The 15,975-nt window shown below is 67.0% G+C and carries 12 protein-coding genes; 6 read left to right on the plus strand and 6 right to left on the minus strand.

The features are described 5' to 3' along the window. Window positions 1-78: 78 nt before the first annotated feature. The 3 genes from ABZT47_RS00700 to ABZT47_RS00710 form a co-directional block, all read right to left on the minus strand. Window positions 79-4,101: a type IIL restriction-modification enzyme MmeI gene (locus tag ABZT47_RS00700; protein WP_354834440.1), complete on the minus strand. Its 4,023-nt coding sequence runs from the start codon at window positions 4,099-4,101 to the stop codon at window positions 79-81. Further along, entirely contained in the window at window positions 4,098-7,238 is a 3,141-nt protein-coding gene (gene drmD / locus ABZT47_RS00705; RefSeq protein ID WP_354834443.1) for a DISARM system SNF2-like helicase DrmD, read from the minus strand. Before drmD ends, ABZT47_RS00700 begins: the two co-directional genes overlap by 4 nt. A gap of 350 nt (window positions 7,239-7,588) precedes the next feature. Continuing rightward, entirely contained in the window at window positions 7,589-7,888 is a 300-nt protein-coding gene (locus tag ABZT47_RS00710; protein ID WP_354834446.1) for a hypothetical protein, read from the minus strand. Window positions 7,889-7,987: 99 nt separating this feature from the next. On the opposite strand from ABZT47_RS00710, the gene ABZT47_RS00715 reads away from it, so the two are divergent. Continuing rightward, on the plus strand, window positions 7,988-9,640 hold the full coding sequence (locus ABZT47_RS00715) for an alpha/beta hydrolase (RefSeq protein ID WP_354834449.1): 1,653 nt from the start codon (window positions 7,988-7,990) through the stop codon (window positions 9,638-9,640). Between the two features lie 167 nt (window positions 9,641-9,807). Next, window positions 9,808-10,197: a hypothetical protein gene (locus tag ABZT47_RS00720; RefSeq protein WP_354834452.1), complete on the plus strand. Its 390-nt coding sequence runs from the start codon at window positions 9,808-9,810 to the stop codon at window positions 10,195-10,197. 14 nt (window positions 10,198-10,211) lie between these two features. Here the strand turns inward: ABZT47_RS00720 and ABZT47_RS00725 are convergent, their stop codons facing one another. Then, a complete protein-coding gene (locus ABZT47_RS00725; RefSeq protein WP_354834455.1) occupies window positions 10,212-11,588 on the minus strand; it encodes a helix-turn-helix transcriptional regulator in 1,377 nt (458 codons plus the stop codon). A gap of 218 nt (window positions 11,589-11,806) precedes the next feature. Between ABZT47_RS00725 and ABZT47_RS00730 the strand changes: the two genes are divergently transcribed. Beyond that, complete coding sequence (locus ABZT47_RS00730; RefSeq protein WP_354834458.1) at window positions 11,807-12,421, plus strand: ATP-binding protein; 615 nt, start codon at window positions 11,807-11,809, stop codon at window positions 12,419-12,421. 404 nt (window positions 12,422-12,825) lie between these two features. After that, window positions 12,826-14,070: a hypothetical protein gene (locus tag ABZT47_RS00735; RefSeq protein ID WP_354834461.1), complete on the plus strand. Its 1,245-nt coding sequence runs from the start codon at window positions 12,826-12,828 to the stop codon at window positions 14,068-14,070. A gap of 249 nt (window positions 14,071-14,319) precedes the next feature. Here ABZT47_RS00735 and ABZT47_RS00740 read toward each other — a convergent pair whose 3' ends face one another. After that, window positions 14,320-15,069: a methyltransferase domain-containing protein gene (locus ABZT47_RS00740; protein ID WP_354834464.1), complete on the minus strand. Its 750-nt coding sequence runs from the start codon at window positions 15,067-15,069 to the stop codon at window positions 14,320-14,322. Window positions 15,070-15,097: 28 nt separating this feature from the next. Here ABZT47_RS00740 and ABZT47_RS00745 point away from each other — a divergent pair, with 28 nt between their 5' ends. Beyond that, a complete protein-coding gene (locus ABZT47_RS00745) occupies window positions 15,098-15,505 on the plus strand; it encodes a MerR family transcriptional regulator (protein WP_354834467.1) in 408 nt (135 codons plus the stop codon). A 16-nt stretch (window positions 15,506-15,521) separates the two neighbouring features. Further along, on the plus strand, window positions 15,522-15,665 hold the full coding sequence (locus tag ABZT47_RS00750; protein ID WP_354834470.1) for a hypothetical protein: 144 nt from the start codon (window positions 15,522-15,524) through the stop codon (window positions 15,663-15,665). Between the two features lie 63 nt (window positions 15,666-15,728). Here the strand turns inward: ABZT47_RS00750 and ABZT47_RS00755 are convergent, their stop codons facing one another. Then, window positions 15,729-15,917 carry a hypothetical protein gene (locus tag ABZT47_RS00755; RefSeq protein WP_354834472.1) on the minus strand — a complete coding sequence of 63 codons (189 nt, stop codon included), beginning with the start codon at window positions 15,915-15,917 and terminating at the stop codon, window positions 15,729-15,731. Window positions 15,918-15,975 lie beyond the last annotated feature (58 nt).

The following is a 15,975-nucleotide window of genomic DNA, read 5'->3' on the forward strand; positions in this document are numbered from 1 at the left end:
TCACCTGAATCGTCAAGAACAGCCGAGCCCCCCCGACCACGGCCGCGAACCACCTGCGTGCGTTGCCTACCTACCCGCTCACTCCAGCAACGCCTCCTGCACCGCCCCATCCGCCAACGCCTGCTTCCTGGCCGCCCGAGGCCCCTTCTTCTTGGCCCCCTTGTCGTGCAACCCCTTGGCGACCTCTTCTGCGTACCGGGCGTGGTTCAGCTCAAGCAGCCGATCGACCAGCTCGCGGCGGGCATAGGGGCCAACGGTGTACCGCGTCTCCCGCCCCAGATCGTGATGCCCATGATCAAGCTGCTCGATCAGGTCGTCCCACCCGTAGGCTCGGCACACGGCCTCATCGATGGCCCGGTGAATCCGCCGCAGCTCAACGATGTCATCGTCATCACACTTGGGATCGTTGACCAGGTTGTACGTCTTGGTAAGGCCAGCCTGACGCGCAAGCATGAGGTCGCGCCGGTCGATGTCCAGTTTGTTTCCCAGGTCTCGCACCTCCTCCGTCATTACCGGCAGCGGGAGAGTCTCAAACACATCCGATGGGGTGTAGCGAAGGTCCGTCTTCATGGAAGATGCCCTCGCAACCGCCCACCAATAATGCGGACTACTGGAAATAAGCCCCAGCATCGCCGTGTCATCAGTTGCGAAGACGGTGAGCGAATGTGAGAATACATGCCCCGACGACACCATCACGGGCATCACAACCTTGCTTACAATTGTGATAGCGATGACACGCTGCAACCGGGATATGGATTGATACAGATTAGGCGCACGCTCTCCATACTGCCACCAGCGCTCACGGCGAATTTTCCGGTTATTTCGATCCCGTTCAGGCTTCACGAGACGATGCACCCGAGCATATGCAACTGGATACTCCCGAGCTACATCTTCGCTCCAGTCTTGGAAATTGATCACCCAACGACTAGCCGTTCCGTCCGATCGAGAGTTCACGTCGTCACCGGTAAGATATGGAAATAATACATCGCGATTGCGGGGATCCGCTAGCAACCCTTCCACTTCTTCAGGTCCGACAGTGAAGCCGTTGCCATATATCTTCGATCCATTCCAAGCGATTCCACGATTCGCAGCAAGCGGCAATGGAATTCCAGTTACCCTTGAGACCGGGGCCAGAGCGGACGTGATGGCCGCAACAGGCGAACCATCAGCGACCACGTACACGCCATCCTGTAGTCTCACCCCGCTCGTCCACACAGCACAGTACTCAAGGACTGCACTCCTGGATGGCCAGGGCCGACTCTTGATGGAGGCACGGATAACCGTTCCTGAACTCAATAGTCGATCCAATCCAACGACCCTCGTGTCACCTTGGGCCAGCGTGTTTGTTGCAATCAGGCCCACCTGGCCGGCTTTCTTCAACAGAGAGTGCGCCCGCAGAGTGAAGTATGCAACAAGATCAGCATTTCCTTTCGCGCCAGCCGCGACCTCATTAACCAGATACTCTCGATAGGCGGCCCCCATAGCCCCACTTATCTTCGATCCTCCCAAGAACGGCGGATTTCCGATCACGGCATCAAACCCATCCCCCCCGTAGACTTCGGGAAAAACTAGTGGCCAGTGAAGCGGCTGGCGATCAAATGAACCTGCTACCGGGTCCGAAGTCAACCACTCCTTACGGGCTTCACGAGCCTCCAGTTCACCGCTTCCAGCATGTACATCGCTGGCGAATTTAGCCGCCTGTTCTGAACCAATCTTGCGACCCCGGTCACCTTTGCTCGCAAAGGCCAACGCCGCCCCGACAGTGAGATCCGCCATTAGACGGAGGCGTGAAGAGGTCACCTCTGCTTCAGCAAGGAGTGCTCTCTTCTTGCTGAGAGCAGCCAGGGGATCGAAGCCTAGCTCTACTTCGGATATTTGCCGTCGGTAATCGGTTAGCTCAGTGACCGTCGACCGTACGCTAGCAGTCCAGTTGAAGATGTCCTGATGGATTTCTCGACCCTTTGCCGGGTCCATATGCATGTATTCGATTTGCTCTAGCGATGTGATGCCCAGCAAGGCGTCGCCAGCTACTAGCCGGTCGTCCACAAAAGTGAAGGGCCGGGTGGTGTCCATGGAGACGAGCCAGAGGGAGAGTTTGGCCATTTCTACGGCCATGGGGTTGATGTCCACGCCATACAGGCAGTGTTCGATGATCTGACGGCGGGCCTCGATGATCAGGGGGTCGGCGTCGGCGTCGACGCGGCGCTCCTCCGCGCCGGCCAGATACGCCAGTGCCTCCGCCTTGCCCTCCTGGGACCAGGCTTCGACGAGCTTCTCTCCCAGATAGCGGGCGGCGGCGACCAGGAACGCCGCCGAGCCCATGGCGATGTCGGCGATCTTCAGCTTGAGGATGTCGTCCGCGCTGCGCAGCTTCCACTCGTTCTTGTCCGCCGTCTGCAGCGGACCGGGCGAGTAGACCAGCGACTCCAGGGCGCCCTCGACCACCTGCTCCGCGAGGAAGCGCGGCGTGTAGTGCGTGCCGGTGTTCTTGCGCAGCGCCGACTCAGTGACATACAGCGCTCCGGGCAGGATGACCACGGGCAGGCCGCGCAGGTCCTCCCGGATGATGCCGGAGAACGGCAGCAGCCGGCGGGCCAGGTCGGCGTCGCCGCCGGTCGCGGCGAGCAGTCGGCGGGTGGCCTCCATAGTGGCGGCGTCGTCCAGCGGAGCGAGCTTGCGGGTAAGAGCGCCTGCCGAGCCGATGCCGGAGTCCTTGTACTCCTCGGCCAGCTTCGCCGCCAGTCCGTCGCCGGCGGTGGCCCGCAGACGCTCCAGGTGGACGAGGTCGACCTCCTCCTCCTTGCCCGGCTTGCCGATCAACCCCACCACCGTGTCGGCCGCGCGGAAGCCCTCGTAGGAGAGCAGACCCTCGTACACGTAGCCGATCTGCTCGACGTCCAGCGAGCGGAAGGTCAGCTTGCGGCGTTCCCGGTTCTTGCCGGTGCCGACCTCGACGTACTGCACGGCGCGCAGCATGTGCATGACGGTCCGGTCGTCGATGGTCAGCGGCATCCAGGCGTCCGCGTCCGGGTCGAACATCGAGCCGTCGTGCGGGTGCATGGTCAGCCGGGGGTGGTCCACGCCGCCGTGGACGGCGCGGAACAGGGCGAGCAGGCGGTGCCAGGCGGCCTGGGTGTTCTCCAGCTCGTCCTCGGTGCCCTCGGCGACCCGCTGCTCAAGCTCGGCGCACAGCCGTCCGGCGGAGTACGCCGTGGCGTACACCTCGTTGTCGGAGGGGAGCAGCCCGCGTTCCTCGGCGAACAGGATGAAGACGATCCGCATCATCACCGTGACGGCGCCGCGGTAGACCTCGTGCGCGCTTACGTCGTTCGAGACTCCGGCCCGGCCGATGGCGGCGACGAGCAGTTCGACGGCCTGGCGCACCTGCACGCCGAGTGCCTCGGTGATGTCCTCCTGGCTGTCCAGGCTGGCGGTGAGCAGTGCGGGTAGCCGCTCGCGCTCCGGGACCTCGAAGAACCGGCTCAGGTTCAGCAGCGAGACGAAGGCGCGCAGCACGTCGCGTTCGGCCGACTCCGGCCACGGGATCGCGTCGAACACCGCCGTCGTGGTGACCCCGTCGCGCGGTGCCCAGACCAGCGCCCACCAACGGCCGTCGGTGACCAGCCCGAGCTCGACGCCGTGGTGCCGGCAGAGCTGGGCGACGCGGTCGACCGGGGTGGCGGCCCAGGTGGACGTCTTCATCCGCGCCGTCGGGTGACCCTTGCTGATCATGCCGAGCAGCCGCACGGTGTCCGGCTTCGCCTCCTCGCCGGGGACGGCGAGCGCGAAGGACGGGGTGACGGTGGTGTCGTGCTCGGGCACGTCCATCGCCAGGTGGCCGAGGCCCTGGTCCAGCCCGCCCAGGTGGACGGCGTCGCCCCAGCGGAGCAGATCGCGCAGCACGTACTCGATCCACTCTCTACTGCTCCCGCCCTTCTGCCAGGCGGTGTAAGCCAGACGGAGCCCTTCGAGCTCCTTCTTGCCGACCGCGTCGAGCGTCGGCCAGGTGCCGCGCAGCACGGGGAGGCTGAGGAACGGACCGGACACCTCGACCAGGCTGAGCCAGTCCTGGTGGCTGAACTCGCGGACGTGATACCTCATCGGGTCGCCTCCCGCCTCGGCACGACGAAGACCACGGCCACCGGGAACCGGTGCGGCTGGGGGTCTCGGTAGCGGGCCGCGATCACCTTGAGCTCGCGGTCGCGTTCCTCGGCGAGGTGGGACAAGCGTTCCTCCCAGGATCTGCGGTCCTTGCGGTACTGGTCCAGCTCTTCCTTGCTCTTGGCGGCCTCGACCCGGCTGAACAGGGCGTCCTCGTCGTCGCCCTCGGCGAGCTTGGCGCGCAGGGTGGCGGCGAACTGGTCGAGGTTGTCCACCAGGCGGCTCTGCTCGGCTTCCATGCGCTGGGCGAGCTTGCGGTCGAGCTGGCCTTGCAGTTGCTCCACCCGCCAGTCGATGGACTGCAGCAGAGAGCCGCTGACCCTCTTCTCCCATACGTCCGCCAGCCGGCTGCGTACCGGGGCTGACGCCGGGGTGCCCTCGGTGAGCGCGCGGTCGAGGATGCCGCCGAGTACGGTGAGGTTCTCCAGCCGGCGGAACCGTCCGGTCTCGGGCACCCAGCCGCCGGCGTGCAGCACCTCCTCGTGCAGCCGGACGCCGTCCCCGCCGACCAGCAGGAATCGGGAGTACGCGCCGACCAGCGTCGTCTCCAATGCCGGGTCGTCGCTGACGACGGCGGTGACCCGGTGCAGGCCGATCTCGCCGTTGGAGACGGCGGCGCGCAGCAGCCGGGTGGACATGGCGACCAGCGGGTGGCCGAGATGGGCGAGCACCACGTCGTCGCGGACCCGGCCCTCGGTGTCGATGGTGGCCTTGGCGTCGAAGGTGATCGGCCGCTGGTGTGGCGGCTCGTCCTTCCTAACGGCCTTCTGCAGCAGGCCCGCCGTGGCGCGAGCCCACGAACCGGTGAGGGGAGCGACGTCCAGCAGGCCCTCGGCGAGGTGCTTCTCGTCCAGGTGCGGCCTCAGCGGCTGCTGGCGGGCCAGGTCGAGCGCGGTGTCCACGACCCGTTTCACGTTGGCGGGGGTGATGCCGAGCATCTGGACGGTGGCGTCGAGGTTCTCGCGCAGCTTGCGCACCTGCTCGCGGACGTTGGTCTCGACCGGGATGGTGCCCTTCTTGCCGGCCCGCTCGACGTCGTAGTCGGTGATGTCGTGCAGCATGCGCTTCTGCACGGCCGCCGCGAGCACTGCGTTGACCGAACCGAGGTCCTCCTCCATCCGGGCGACCTTGTTGGCCACGCGGGACAGGAACTCAAGGTCCGCCTCGTAGGAGTCGACGGAGGTGTCCCAGCCGGTGCCGACGAAGTGCCGGATGTCCGGCGTCCGCTTCTGCCCCCACCGGTCGATACGGCCGATGCGCTGTTCGAGCTTGTTAGGGTTGAACGGGATGTCGTAGTTGACCAGTCTGTGGCAGTGGTTCTGCAGGTCGATGCCTTCGCTGGCCGCGTCGGTGGCGACCAGGATGCGCACCTTGTGCTCGCTCGGGTCCTTCTGGAAGGCCACGCGCAGCAGCTCGCGCTCCTCGGCGGACAGGCCGCCGTGCAGGATCTCCAGCCGGTCGTCCCCGGCGAGGCCCTCCTGGCGCAGCAGCTCGACCAGCCACCGCTGGGTGTCGCGGTACTCGGTGAAGACGACGACCCGCTCGTTCGTCCACTGGCCACCCGGACGGCACACCGCCTTGAGGTAGGTGATCAGCTCGCGGGCCTTGGCGTCCGGGGCGGCCTGGTAGTCCTGTGCCCAGCCGCGCATGCGGTTGAGCAGCGTGATCTCCGCCTGGGTGGCGGCGCCCTGCAGCGGGGCAGCGGTGCCGATGGCGTCGTCCTCGGCGACCGCCAGGGCCTCGTCGTCCAGGGTGGCCGTGGACTCGTAGAGCTCGTCGAGGAAGTCGTCGTAGTCGTCCTCGGCCTCGGCGTAGGGGACGGCCTTCGCGCCGCGCGCCGTCTCCAGGTACACACCGAGGGTGTGCTCGAACGCCGCGGGGCTGGAGAACAGCCGCTTCTTCAACAGCAGAGTGACCAGGTCGGCGGCCCGGCGCCCTCTGTGGCTGGTGTTGAGGCGGGCGCGGCGCAGCTTGGCGAACTCGGTCAGCAGGGCGTGCACCTGCCGCTCGTCCTGCGGGTACTCGACGGCGATGGCATGCGCCTCCCGTTCCAGGAACCGCTTGTTGCCGTGTTCGTCAACGATGTCCCGCTTGAGCCTGCGGACCACCGTCTCCCGCACGGCGCTCCTGTCCGGGTCGACGCCACGGGCGAACCGCTGGTTGTCGAGGATCTCCAGCAGAGCGGTGAACGACGCCTGGTAGCCGTTGTGCGGGGTGGCCGACAGGAACAGCCGGTGGGTGAAGTGCGGAGCGAGCCCGCGGATCAGCTTGGTCTGCTGGGAGTCCACCGCGTACACCTGCTTGGGGGCGGCCGGCGCGATGTGGTGGGCCTCGTCCAGGATGAGCAGGTCGAAGCGGCGTTCCAAGCCGTTCGGGTCGAGCACCTCGCCGAGCAGCCGCTGGGCCTTCTGGCCGCGCAGCCAGGGCAGGCTGACGATGGTCAGCGGGTAGACCGAGAAGGGGTTGGCGGCGCTGCCGTGGGTGCGGCGGACGATGGCGCAGCGCTCGGTGTCGACGATGGTGAAGTCCAGGCCGAACTTGTCGGCCATCTCGTCCTGCCACTTCAGCACCAGACCGGCCGGGCAGACGATCATTATGCGGCGTGCCCTGTTACGCAGGAGCAGTTCCTGGGCCACGAGCCCGGCCTCGATGGTCTTGCCGAGGCCCACGTCGTCGGCCAGGAGGAGGTTGACGCGGGGCGCGTCGAGCGCGCGGGCCACGGGTTCGAGCTGGTAGTCCTCGATAGCCACGCCCGACCGGAACGGGGCCTGGAGAGTCTTCACGTCGGCGCTGGCGACCGCCGGCCATCTGATGGCGTCGAGAAAAGCCGCCAGCCGCTCGGGCGAGTCGAACCCGTCGGAGGTGACGTCGGGTAACGAACCACTGGGCAGCACGCGCCGGCCCGGCTCTATCTCCCAGATGACGTCCAACGTCTCGCCGTAACGACCGTCCTCGACGCTCTGTAGCCTCACCAGGGTGCTGGCCTCACCCGGCTCGGAGTCGCCGACCACCCACCGCTGTCCGCGGACCGCTACCAGGGCACCCGTAATCGGCCGCTCGGACGGCGCAATCGTCACTATTTCTCCTCGTCAACGGCACAGCACCAGCCCTGAAGCCGGCGACCTTCCGCCACGAGCGAGACGTTCCCCCGAACCAGTCTCGACGGGGCATTTCAGACAAACAGCGCTTACGTCACCGAACACTCGATCTGTCGGTGTGTACAGCACTGTAGGGCAAGGGGTGAACAACTGTCCACAGCACGTTTAGTTGCGTGCATCGAATTCACATAAAACAGACAACCTGACATGCGGGTCCGTCCGCTCCGGACCCCTGGCCGACCGTCGACATGCAGTGCCTAAAGGGTGCTACGCCCATTACAGGACTCTCGGCTCCCGCCGATGGTTTACCTGCCAGGTGGCTCGCCACTTCAGCGCAGGTAGCGGTCGTACAGCACCCCTGCGCCCGGACCGAGGATCCCCTCAAGGATGTCTTCCGGCAGGCGTTCCAGACCGGACCTGCTCACCTCGGCGGCCCGTCGGAGGATCTCCGCCCGCTCCCGCAGGCGACTCGCGACCGTTCCGGTGGCCTGGCTCATCGTGCCGAGCTCGGCCCATACCCGATCACGGTGCGGGCCGTTCCAGCGCATTCGAGCGACCGTGTCCTGCACCGGCTTGAGGACGTCTTGGACGGCATCCGCGAGATCGTCCGCCTCGTGCGCCAAACGCATCAGTTCATTATATTGCGACACCACACCCCCGGCCCCGCGTCTTATATCAATGGCTGAGAATCCTTCCATATGGGGCGAAGCGCAGGTAGATTCCGGCCGGTGGAGCCCGAGCGACTGGTCGATCCCGATGAGCTTGAACAGCTCGCCAAACTCCTCACCGACCGGCGGCAACTCGCCGAGCAGTACTACGCCCGCGCCGGCCAGCTCATCGGCCAGGCATCGGCAGGTCCCATGGTCAACGTGCTGCGCTGGGCCACCAACACCCCTGCCGATCTGCTGAACCGGGCCTCGATCGCCCGGGCCGCCGAAAAGGGCGGCGATCCCCTCATCGCGCTCACGACATTCGGTCTCACCACCTCGATCGGATCGGTATCGGCCAAGGAAGGCACCCGATTACGTGCTGGCCTGAAAGCCGTTCTCGACAAAAACAAAACGGCCACCCCCGAGGAGCGGGCCGCCGCCGTCCGGACGTACTTCGCCAAACTCAAGGCGGACGAGCGCTCTTGGCTCGCGGCCAACCAGCCGGCCCTGGTGGGCGGCCTGGACGGGGCTCCGAGCAACGTCCGCTTCGCCGCCAACAAGCTCCTCATCGAACGCGACCTCGCCCACGAACAGCGCGAACTCGCCACCCTCAAGGCCACCGACCCCAAGAACCCCCAGATCCCCCTGCTGGAGAAGCGCCTGGCCCGCCTGACCGAGTTCCAGCAGCCACGCATCACCGGCGACGGCCAGTCCAAGCCCCGCCAGTTCCTCCTCTTCGACCCGGCCAACGACGGACGAGTGGCCGAGGTCTTCGGCGACCTCGGCAAGGCCACCCACGTAGCCGTCATGGTCCCCGGCATCACCAACCGCCTGGACAACTACGACGACATCGCCAAGGACGGCCAGTGGCTGATTCGAGACCCCAAGTCCGGTAAGGACTTCGCGAATACCGCCGTCGTCACGTGGCTGGGCTATGACACTCCCGAACTCGGCGACTCCGTGCTTCCGGACAAGGCACAGGCTGGTGCTGGTGACCTGCACTCATTCCGAGCAGGGCTACAAGCGGCCGACAATGCCAAGGTCTCTCTCTTCGCGCACAGCTACGGAACCTTGCTCTCCAGCAAGGCACTGCAACAGGGCACCGATTTCGACGCGGTGGTCTTCATGGGCAGTCCTGGACTCGGTCACAACGTCGAGAGCGTGGCAGACCTGAAGCTGCAGCCAGGCACACCGGTGTTCGCGATGCGCGCACCGGGCGACTGGGTCTCCTACACAGAGGCACACGGGAAGGACCCCGCCGAGCTGGCTGGTATCCAACGCCTGGCCACCGGCCGGTCATTCGGTCACTCTCAGTACTACATGGATCAGAATGTCGCCTTAAGGAACTTGCAGGTCGTTCTTACCGGAGACGGGACGAAACAGGCTTTCACCGGCTCTCCCGCGCTGGTTGATGAACGATTCGGTGCCGGCTTCGCACGAATGCTGGTGAAGGAGATGCAGAGCCGGGTTCCACAGTGGAAGTCAGGGGTCCTCGGTGCGGCCCTCGAACCGATCATCAAAAACGTGGACCCGAAGCTCGCACTGGGTGCCGTAGCGGGCGGAAACGAGGCCATGGTCGCCACGACCATCCTGGCGCTCAAGCAGTCCGGGCTCGATGGCTACTTCACAAAGGAGGACATCGCAGAGATCATCGGCAAGTCGATCGGCGAACTAAGCAAGGAGGCGCCGCGTATGTTGAAGGCGAGGACCGAGAGGGGATGGTTGCTGTGAACGGTCAGAGCCTTCAGCAGTCAGACCGAATCGTGCGCCGCATCCCCACAGTTCCTCGCAGACCGAAGCTTTCCCCGACGACGAGGCCCGTCCGGCGTGGTCGTACCTTCGCGATCCTGGCTCTGCTCGCCGCTCTGGCCAGCTGTACGAATGGAACAAACACGGTGATGACCCCAGAACAGGCCCGGAATACGCTCATCGACGAGGCGAAGGCCATCATCCAGGACGTCTTCCCAAATGCGCAGCCGTTGGTGGTCGTGCAGGTGACGGACGCGCCGTGTGGAGGACCGGTGGGCACCGAGCACTCGAAGGTTGAGAGTGGACTGAACCTCCACTTCGATTCCCCGGACCATACCCTGTCGCCCCAGCAGGTGTTTCAAAAGGCCGTCGACGTGCTCAAGCAGCGAGGATGGACGATCAATTACACCAAGGACAATGTTGCGGGCGCGGAGCGTGAAGGCTACGGAGGCATCAGTGCTGGGGTGGGCGACTCTCCGGTAGGAATCAACATCTCCGGCACCACGGAATGCGTGGACAGCCCGGCACCGTCCCGCTGAGCGCCCTCGGCCCCTCAAGCCACGAGTTCCTGCCGCAGGTGATCCCGGAACTCCCTGACCGCGACCATGTCGGCGTACGGGTCCAGGTTCTCGCTGAACCTCTTGAGAAAGTCGACCGTGCGGGGAGAGGTGAGGGCCCTGGTCGCGGGGATGGCCGGGCGCGCGACCTCCAGAGCCTGCTCCACTTCGCCCAACTGCAGGTAGGCATCAGCGGCGAGGGCTCGGTTGATCTGCGCCGAACGTGGAAAGCGGTCACCGAACGCGGCCACAGCCGTTTCGGCCTTCGCCAAGGCTCGATCGTGCTTGCCGAGGAAGCGCCAGCAGTTGCCGCACTCCCCGCCCATCTGCGCCTCTTCGTACCCAGCGACCCACGCCGGGTCGGCATCGGTGACGCCCTGACCGTAGACGCGCTCAGCCTCACCCAGTAGGTGCTCCACCTGACGGGCGGCGTGCCCGTCCCCGGACTCGGCGGGGTTGGCCTGGCAGGCGGTCGCCCACGCTTCCCTGACCAGTACCAGCGCCATGACCCGAGGAGAGGCCTCCGCCTGGCGTGCGGTGTCGGTGGCGGCGCGGGAGAGCCGCACCGCCCAGGCCGGCTGGTCAACGTGAATGGCCTGCTGGGTCAGTGCCGCCAGCACCCAGACACCCATGAGCGGGTCGTTGGCGGTCTTGGCCAGCCTGAGGGCCTGGCCGAAATGCTGCTGCGCCCTGCCGTGCTGGTTGAGGTCGAACGCCGTCCAGCCTGCCATCCGGGTCATGCCCGCCGCCGCGCTGAGCAGTTCGGCACCCACCTGGTCGTCGTAGCGGCCGTGCAGCAGTGGGGTGACGTTGCTGTTGAGGTAGCGCAGGACGACCGGGCGGACCAGGCCGGCGCCGAACTGGTGGTCCAGTTGGCCGAACGCCTGGCGGGCCTCGTTGATACGTTGCACGTCGGCCATGCCGACCGCCCGGCTCGTCCCGGTATGCGCGGTGGAGGCGGCCGGGGTGTCATAGGTCCAGGACGTCAGCCACTCCCCCAGCGCGGCGGGGACGAACGGCAGCGTGGCCAGCAGGTGACGGCGGGACGGATCCATCTCGTACCTCCACAGCAGGTCGGCCGACTTCACCGTAGCCTCCAGCGAGCCGCCGCCACAGTCCACCAGCGGCCAGGAAGGTGTCTCCACGAAGGCCCACCCCTCCACCCACCGTTCCACCTCGCCGGCCTCGACCCCGAACACCACGGCGATCCGCGCCCGGTGCCGAGCCCGTACCCCCTGCTCACCCCGCTCCCACCGCGCCCACGTGGTCGGCGCGACCCCGACCGCCTCGGCCGCCGCCTCCTGGCTCAGCCCGCGCCGCCGCCGCGCCCGCACCAGCTCAGGACGACCGGTCTGCTCTCCCCGTACCGCCACGACGGACCCCCTCGGTAATCGCGTGACCACTGAATGTGATGACGATGACACCGACCGCACCCCCGCGCCAAGCCCTTCGGATCAAACGACCAGAGATCGACCACTTCCGGCGTACGCCATGCCACGTCCCTGATCAACGCGCATGCGACGCCGCTCCGCGTGCTCCCCCGGCGGTCTTTCCTGCTGTGCACCGTCACCGCAACGAACGGAGCACCGCCATGCCCCCCGCCGACCCCGGCCCGCACCCATCTTCCCAGCGGCCGGACGAGCCGCCGGCCGCCGCCGCGCGCCATCGGGACATCCGGGTGCTGGTGAAGGTCCTGCAGCCCGGCTCGGCCGCGCGCCGGGCGCGCACCGTGGTCAGGGAGGTGTTGCGGGAGGCGGGGGTCGGCGACGACGCGATCACCGACGCCGAGATCGTGGTCGCCGAGCTGGCCGCGAACGCCGAACGGCACGGGCAGCGCCCGTACGAGCTGCGCGTCTTCCGGATCGACGGCGTCCCTACCTGGTGCGAAATCGTCGACGGCGACCCGGGGCCCGAGAAGATCAGTGATGCCTTCCAGCGACTGGCGACGCTGCCCGAGCCGGACCTGTTGCTGCTCGCCGAAAACGGACGCGGCCTGCTGCTGACCTACGAGCTGTCCCAGGGCCACTGCCAGGCGTACCGGACGACCACGACCACCACCGACTCCCCCGGCAAGGCCGTCGGCTTCGCCCTCCCCACCGCCTCAGGCCCGCGAACGCCCTACTCCGCCCTCCCCGACCTCCGCTCCGGCCTCGCCCACCTCCGCCAGTGGCGGCGCAGCCGCTCGACCCCGGGCACCGAGGCGTAGCGCGACGCCGGACGAATCGGTTTCCCGCGCAATACGCGTGTCCACTCCGCGATCCGCGAGGCAGCGTGAAACGCGCCGGACATGATGCTCTTGGCAGCTCGCCGCTGTCCAGAAGGGGACACCGAACAGAGAGCGCCCTTTGCGTAGATTTCGGACACCGGAAATCCGTGCCCCAGGTCGCCGCGCACCGGCCCGTGACCGCGGGCCGTAACTGTGAAGCCGAATCCTGGCAGACGACTACTCAACAAATCGCTTTATCAGCCACAAAATCTCGCGTCAAGCCGTTGCTTCCCTAACCAATGCCTGCAATACCGAATTTGGTCCCATAGCCACATCTCGGAGCAGAATTGATGGAAACCTCCTCAAGCACCGCAAGAGCCCCACGAGCCATCCGCCGTCTGACGGTGGCACTGGGGGTCGCCGCCGCCGTAACCGGACTGGGCACCGTCCACGCCACGGCCGCACCCGCACCCGCACCCGCACCCGCACCCGTCAAGGACACCACAGCCCGGCCGATCGAGCCGACCGGCGAGGTGCCCGGCGGTTTCGCGTCCTGGACCGACCTGCTGGCCACCCAGCAGAAGCTCGTCAAGGCGGCCGACCGCATCACCGCCGCCACCAAGACCAAGCAGGACACCGGATACGCCGGCATCATCGCCGCGCCGGAGAACCACGAACTGCGCGTCTACTGGAAAGGCGACACCCCGAGGCGCATCGACGACCTGATCGGCCGACTGCGCGAGGACGTCCCGGTCAGTATCCTGCCCGCGGCGTACTCGGCCCGAGAGCTTGAGCGCGAGATGAACCGTCTCGCCCGCGTCTCCGCCGGTGCGATCACCTCGATCGCGCCGAAGGTCGACGGCTCGGGCCTGACGGTCTCGAGCGCGGACCTCGGCCTGACCCGCGCCAAGGTCGCCGACTCCACCGTGCCGATCACCATCCAGGCGGGCGTCACGCCGGCCCTGGCCAGCCGCTGGGACGACTCCCCACCATGGTGGGGCGGGGCGGCCTGGCGCAAGGCCGGCATCAGCGGGGTCGGCTGCTCCACCGGCTTCGCCGTCACCTACGGCGGCACGACCAGGATGCTGACCGCGGCCCACTGCGGTGACCTCGGGCAGACGGCCACCGACCCGACCGGCCAGGCGATCGGCCCGATCTCCTCCTACGACGACATGTACCGAGACGTCATGTTGGTCAGCGCGAGCACCGCGGGCCGCGTCTACAACAACAACCCCGGCACCATCTCGCCGGAGTTCAGCAACCCGGTCATCGGCACCACCGGTTCCTACGTGGGCATGTGGCTCTGCACCTCCGGCGCCTACTCGGGCACCCTGTGTTCCATCCAGGCCAAGCAGGTCAACGTCACCCTCAGCGTGGGCTACCCGATCTATGGCCTGGTCATCGCCGAGCAAGCGGCGCACACCAACGCGGCCGGCTCGGGTGACAGCGGCGGCCCGGTGGAGATCCCCAACCCGTCCAGCACCACCCAGCAGTACGCGGTAGGGGTCATCTCCGCCATCGACCCCAGCACGCCGGTGCCCTGCACCGGCTACGTGACCAGCGGGCGTACCTGTTCCTGGCGGTTCTACTACGCGCCGTGGAGCAACGCGACCACCGCCTTCCCGGGCATCACCCTCGTGACCGGCTGACCCTTCGACCGGCGGGCTGTACGCGGCTCCCGACGCCGCACAGTCCGCCGGTCTCGCTCCACTACCGGGCGACTGACCTGGCGGGAACTCAGCGGGCGCGGCGACGCTCAGTGTCCGTCGCTCCGTTCGTATCAGGCTCGCAGAGCCGTCCGTACGGTCGCTCGCATGAACAAGCCATGTGCGGCATCGCCATTCACTCCATCGTCTGGAGGGGACCTACTCCCGCGATCCGCGTACCAGGACGGGCCCTCAGGGGGTGGTCGCCGCCGCTATGAAGATCGGTACGGCCGCGAACAGCCGGTCGGCGCGGGCGCGTTCCCACTGGTCGGCGATCCACTCGTCCGCCTGTGCGCGTGTGATCGCGCTGCGCTCGCTGCAGACCTCGGCGAGCCGGGTGAGCACCGGCAAGAACGAGCCGTCGGTGAACACCTCCGTGTGCACCTCCACCGTCACGTCGCCGAAGCCGGCGTCCAGCAGCAGATTGCGGTGCTGACGAGCGGCCCGTGGCGAGGCCACCTGGTCGGCGCGCTTGCGCACGATGGTGCGGGTCAGCTCCGGGTCGTTGGAGTCGATCACCAAGGTGTCCCAGTCCTGCCCGCACAGGACGATGCGCCCGCCCGGAGCGAGAACGCGTCGTGCCTCGGCGAGCGCCCGTCCCGGGTCGCCCAGCGTGTGGATGACCTTGTCGGCCCGGTAGCCCGTTACCTCGCCGTCCTCGAACGGCAGGGCATTCGCGTCACCGACGCGGAACTCGACATACGGCCAGCGCTGTCGCGCCAACGCGATCATTTGCTCGTCGAGGTCGATCCCCATCGCCCGTGCGCCCTGATCCGCCAGTTCGGCGACGGCCCGCCCGGCACCGGAGCCGACGTCGACCACGAGCGCGCCCGGGGCGGCACGCAGCAGTTCGTACGATCGGGCGCGCAGCGCGGCGGCGTGGGGACTGCGCTCGACGGCGTCGAGCTGAGGGACGAGGGCCTCGATCGCTTCGTTGGACATGCGCGCCATGATGCGACTTAATGTCGGCATGAAGTCAAGCGCGACCATGAGCATCGGCGAGGTGGCCGGGCACTTCGGCCTGGCCACGCACGTACTGCGCCACTGGGATTCCATGGGCCTGCTCTCGCCCGTGCGCGTGACCGGAGGTCGCCGCCGATACGACTCCTCCGACCTTCATCGGGTCGCGGCCATCCTGGTCGGCAAGGAGGCGGGGCTGGCCCTGAACGACATCCGCGACATGCTGACGACCACCGACATCGAGAAGCGCCGAGAGACCCAACGCCGCCAACGCGATGTCCTGGTCCGGCGAATGGCGAAGACGCAGGCTGCCCTCACCCTCATCGAAGGCGGTCTGACCTGCGACTACGAGGACATCACCGAGTGCCCCACCTTCCAGTCCCTGGTCTCCGACCGCATGGGCCCGCACGTACCGTGAGGCAGCAAACCGACCAGTGACGCTCTATCTGGTACGGCTCGCCGACGTCCTCGGCATCGACCTCGTGACGGCCGGCCACGCGAAACTCGACGAAAGCGACAAGCGCTACACCGTGGAGGAGTACCGAGGCTCGGCCAGAAAGGCACCCCCGCTCATCTGAGCCTCTCACCTGCAGAGAAGCGGATCGACGTCGCCGGTGACGCTTGACGCGGACCCGGGGGGCTCAGGGTGCGCGGCGGGTCAGCAGGTGGGCGCGGATGCGGTTCAGGCGGGGCATCAGGCCGTAGATGACGATCGGTACGGCGACGGTCGCGAGGACGAAGGTCCGCAGGACGGGGCCGGTGCCGGACAGCCACGGCCCGATCGTCAGGTTGAGGACGGTGAGGGTCGGAAACACCGCGATCCAGATCATGAGGGCGAGCTGATGCCTTCCGGGTGGGCTGATCGGCTGCCGTGCGGCCGTCGCGCCT

Source organism: Sphaerisporangium sp. NPDC005289 (genome assembly GCF_040607455.1).
Classification (GTDB): Bacteria; Actinomycetota; Actinomycetes; order Streptosporangiales; family Streptosporangiaceae; genus Sphaerisporangium; species Sphaerisporangium rhizosphaerae.

Excerpts from the sequence above, each read along its gene's own strand:
- ABZT47_RS00710 (WP_354834446.1), bottom strand. The coding sequence starts at position 7,888 with ATGCGTTTGGCGCACGAGGCGGACGATCTCGCGGATGCCGTCCAAGAC.
- ABZT47_RS00720 (WP_354834452.1), top strand. The coding sequence starts at position 9,808 with ATGACCCCAGAACAGGCCCGGAATACGCTCATCGACGAGGCGAAGGCC.
- ABZT47_RS00700 (WP_354834440.1), bottom strand. The coding sequence starts at position 4,101 with ATGAGGTATCACGTCCGCGAGTTCAGCCACCAGGACTGGCTCAGCCTG.
- ABZT47_RS00740 (WP_354834464.1), bottom strand. The coding sequence starts at position 15,069 with ATGTCCAACGAAGCGATCGAGGCCCTCGTCCCTCAGCTCGACGCCGTC.
- ABZT47_RS00730 (WP_354834458.1), top strand. The coding sequence starts at position 11,807 with ATGCCCCCCGCCGACCCCGGCCCGCACCCATCTTCCCAGCGGCCGGAC.
- ABZT47_RS00745 (WP_354834467.1), top strand. The coding sequence starts at position 15,098 with ATGAAGTCAAGCGCGACCATGAGCATCGGCGAGGTGGCCGGGCACTTC.
- ABZT47_RS00755 (WP_354834472.1), bottom strand. The coding sequence starts at position 15,917 with ATGATCTGGATCGCGGTGTTTCCGACCCTCACCGTCCTCAACCTGACG.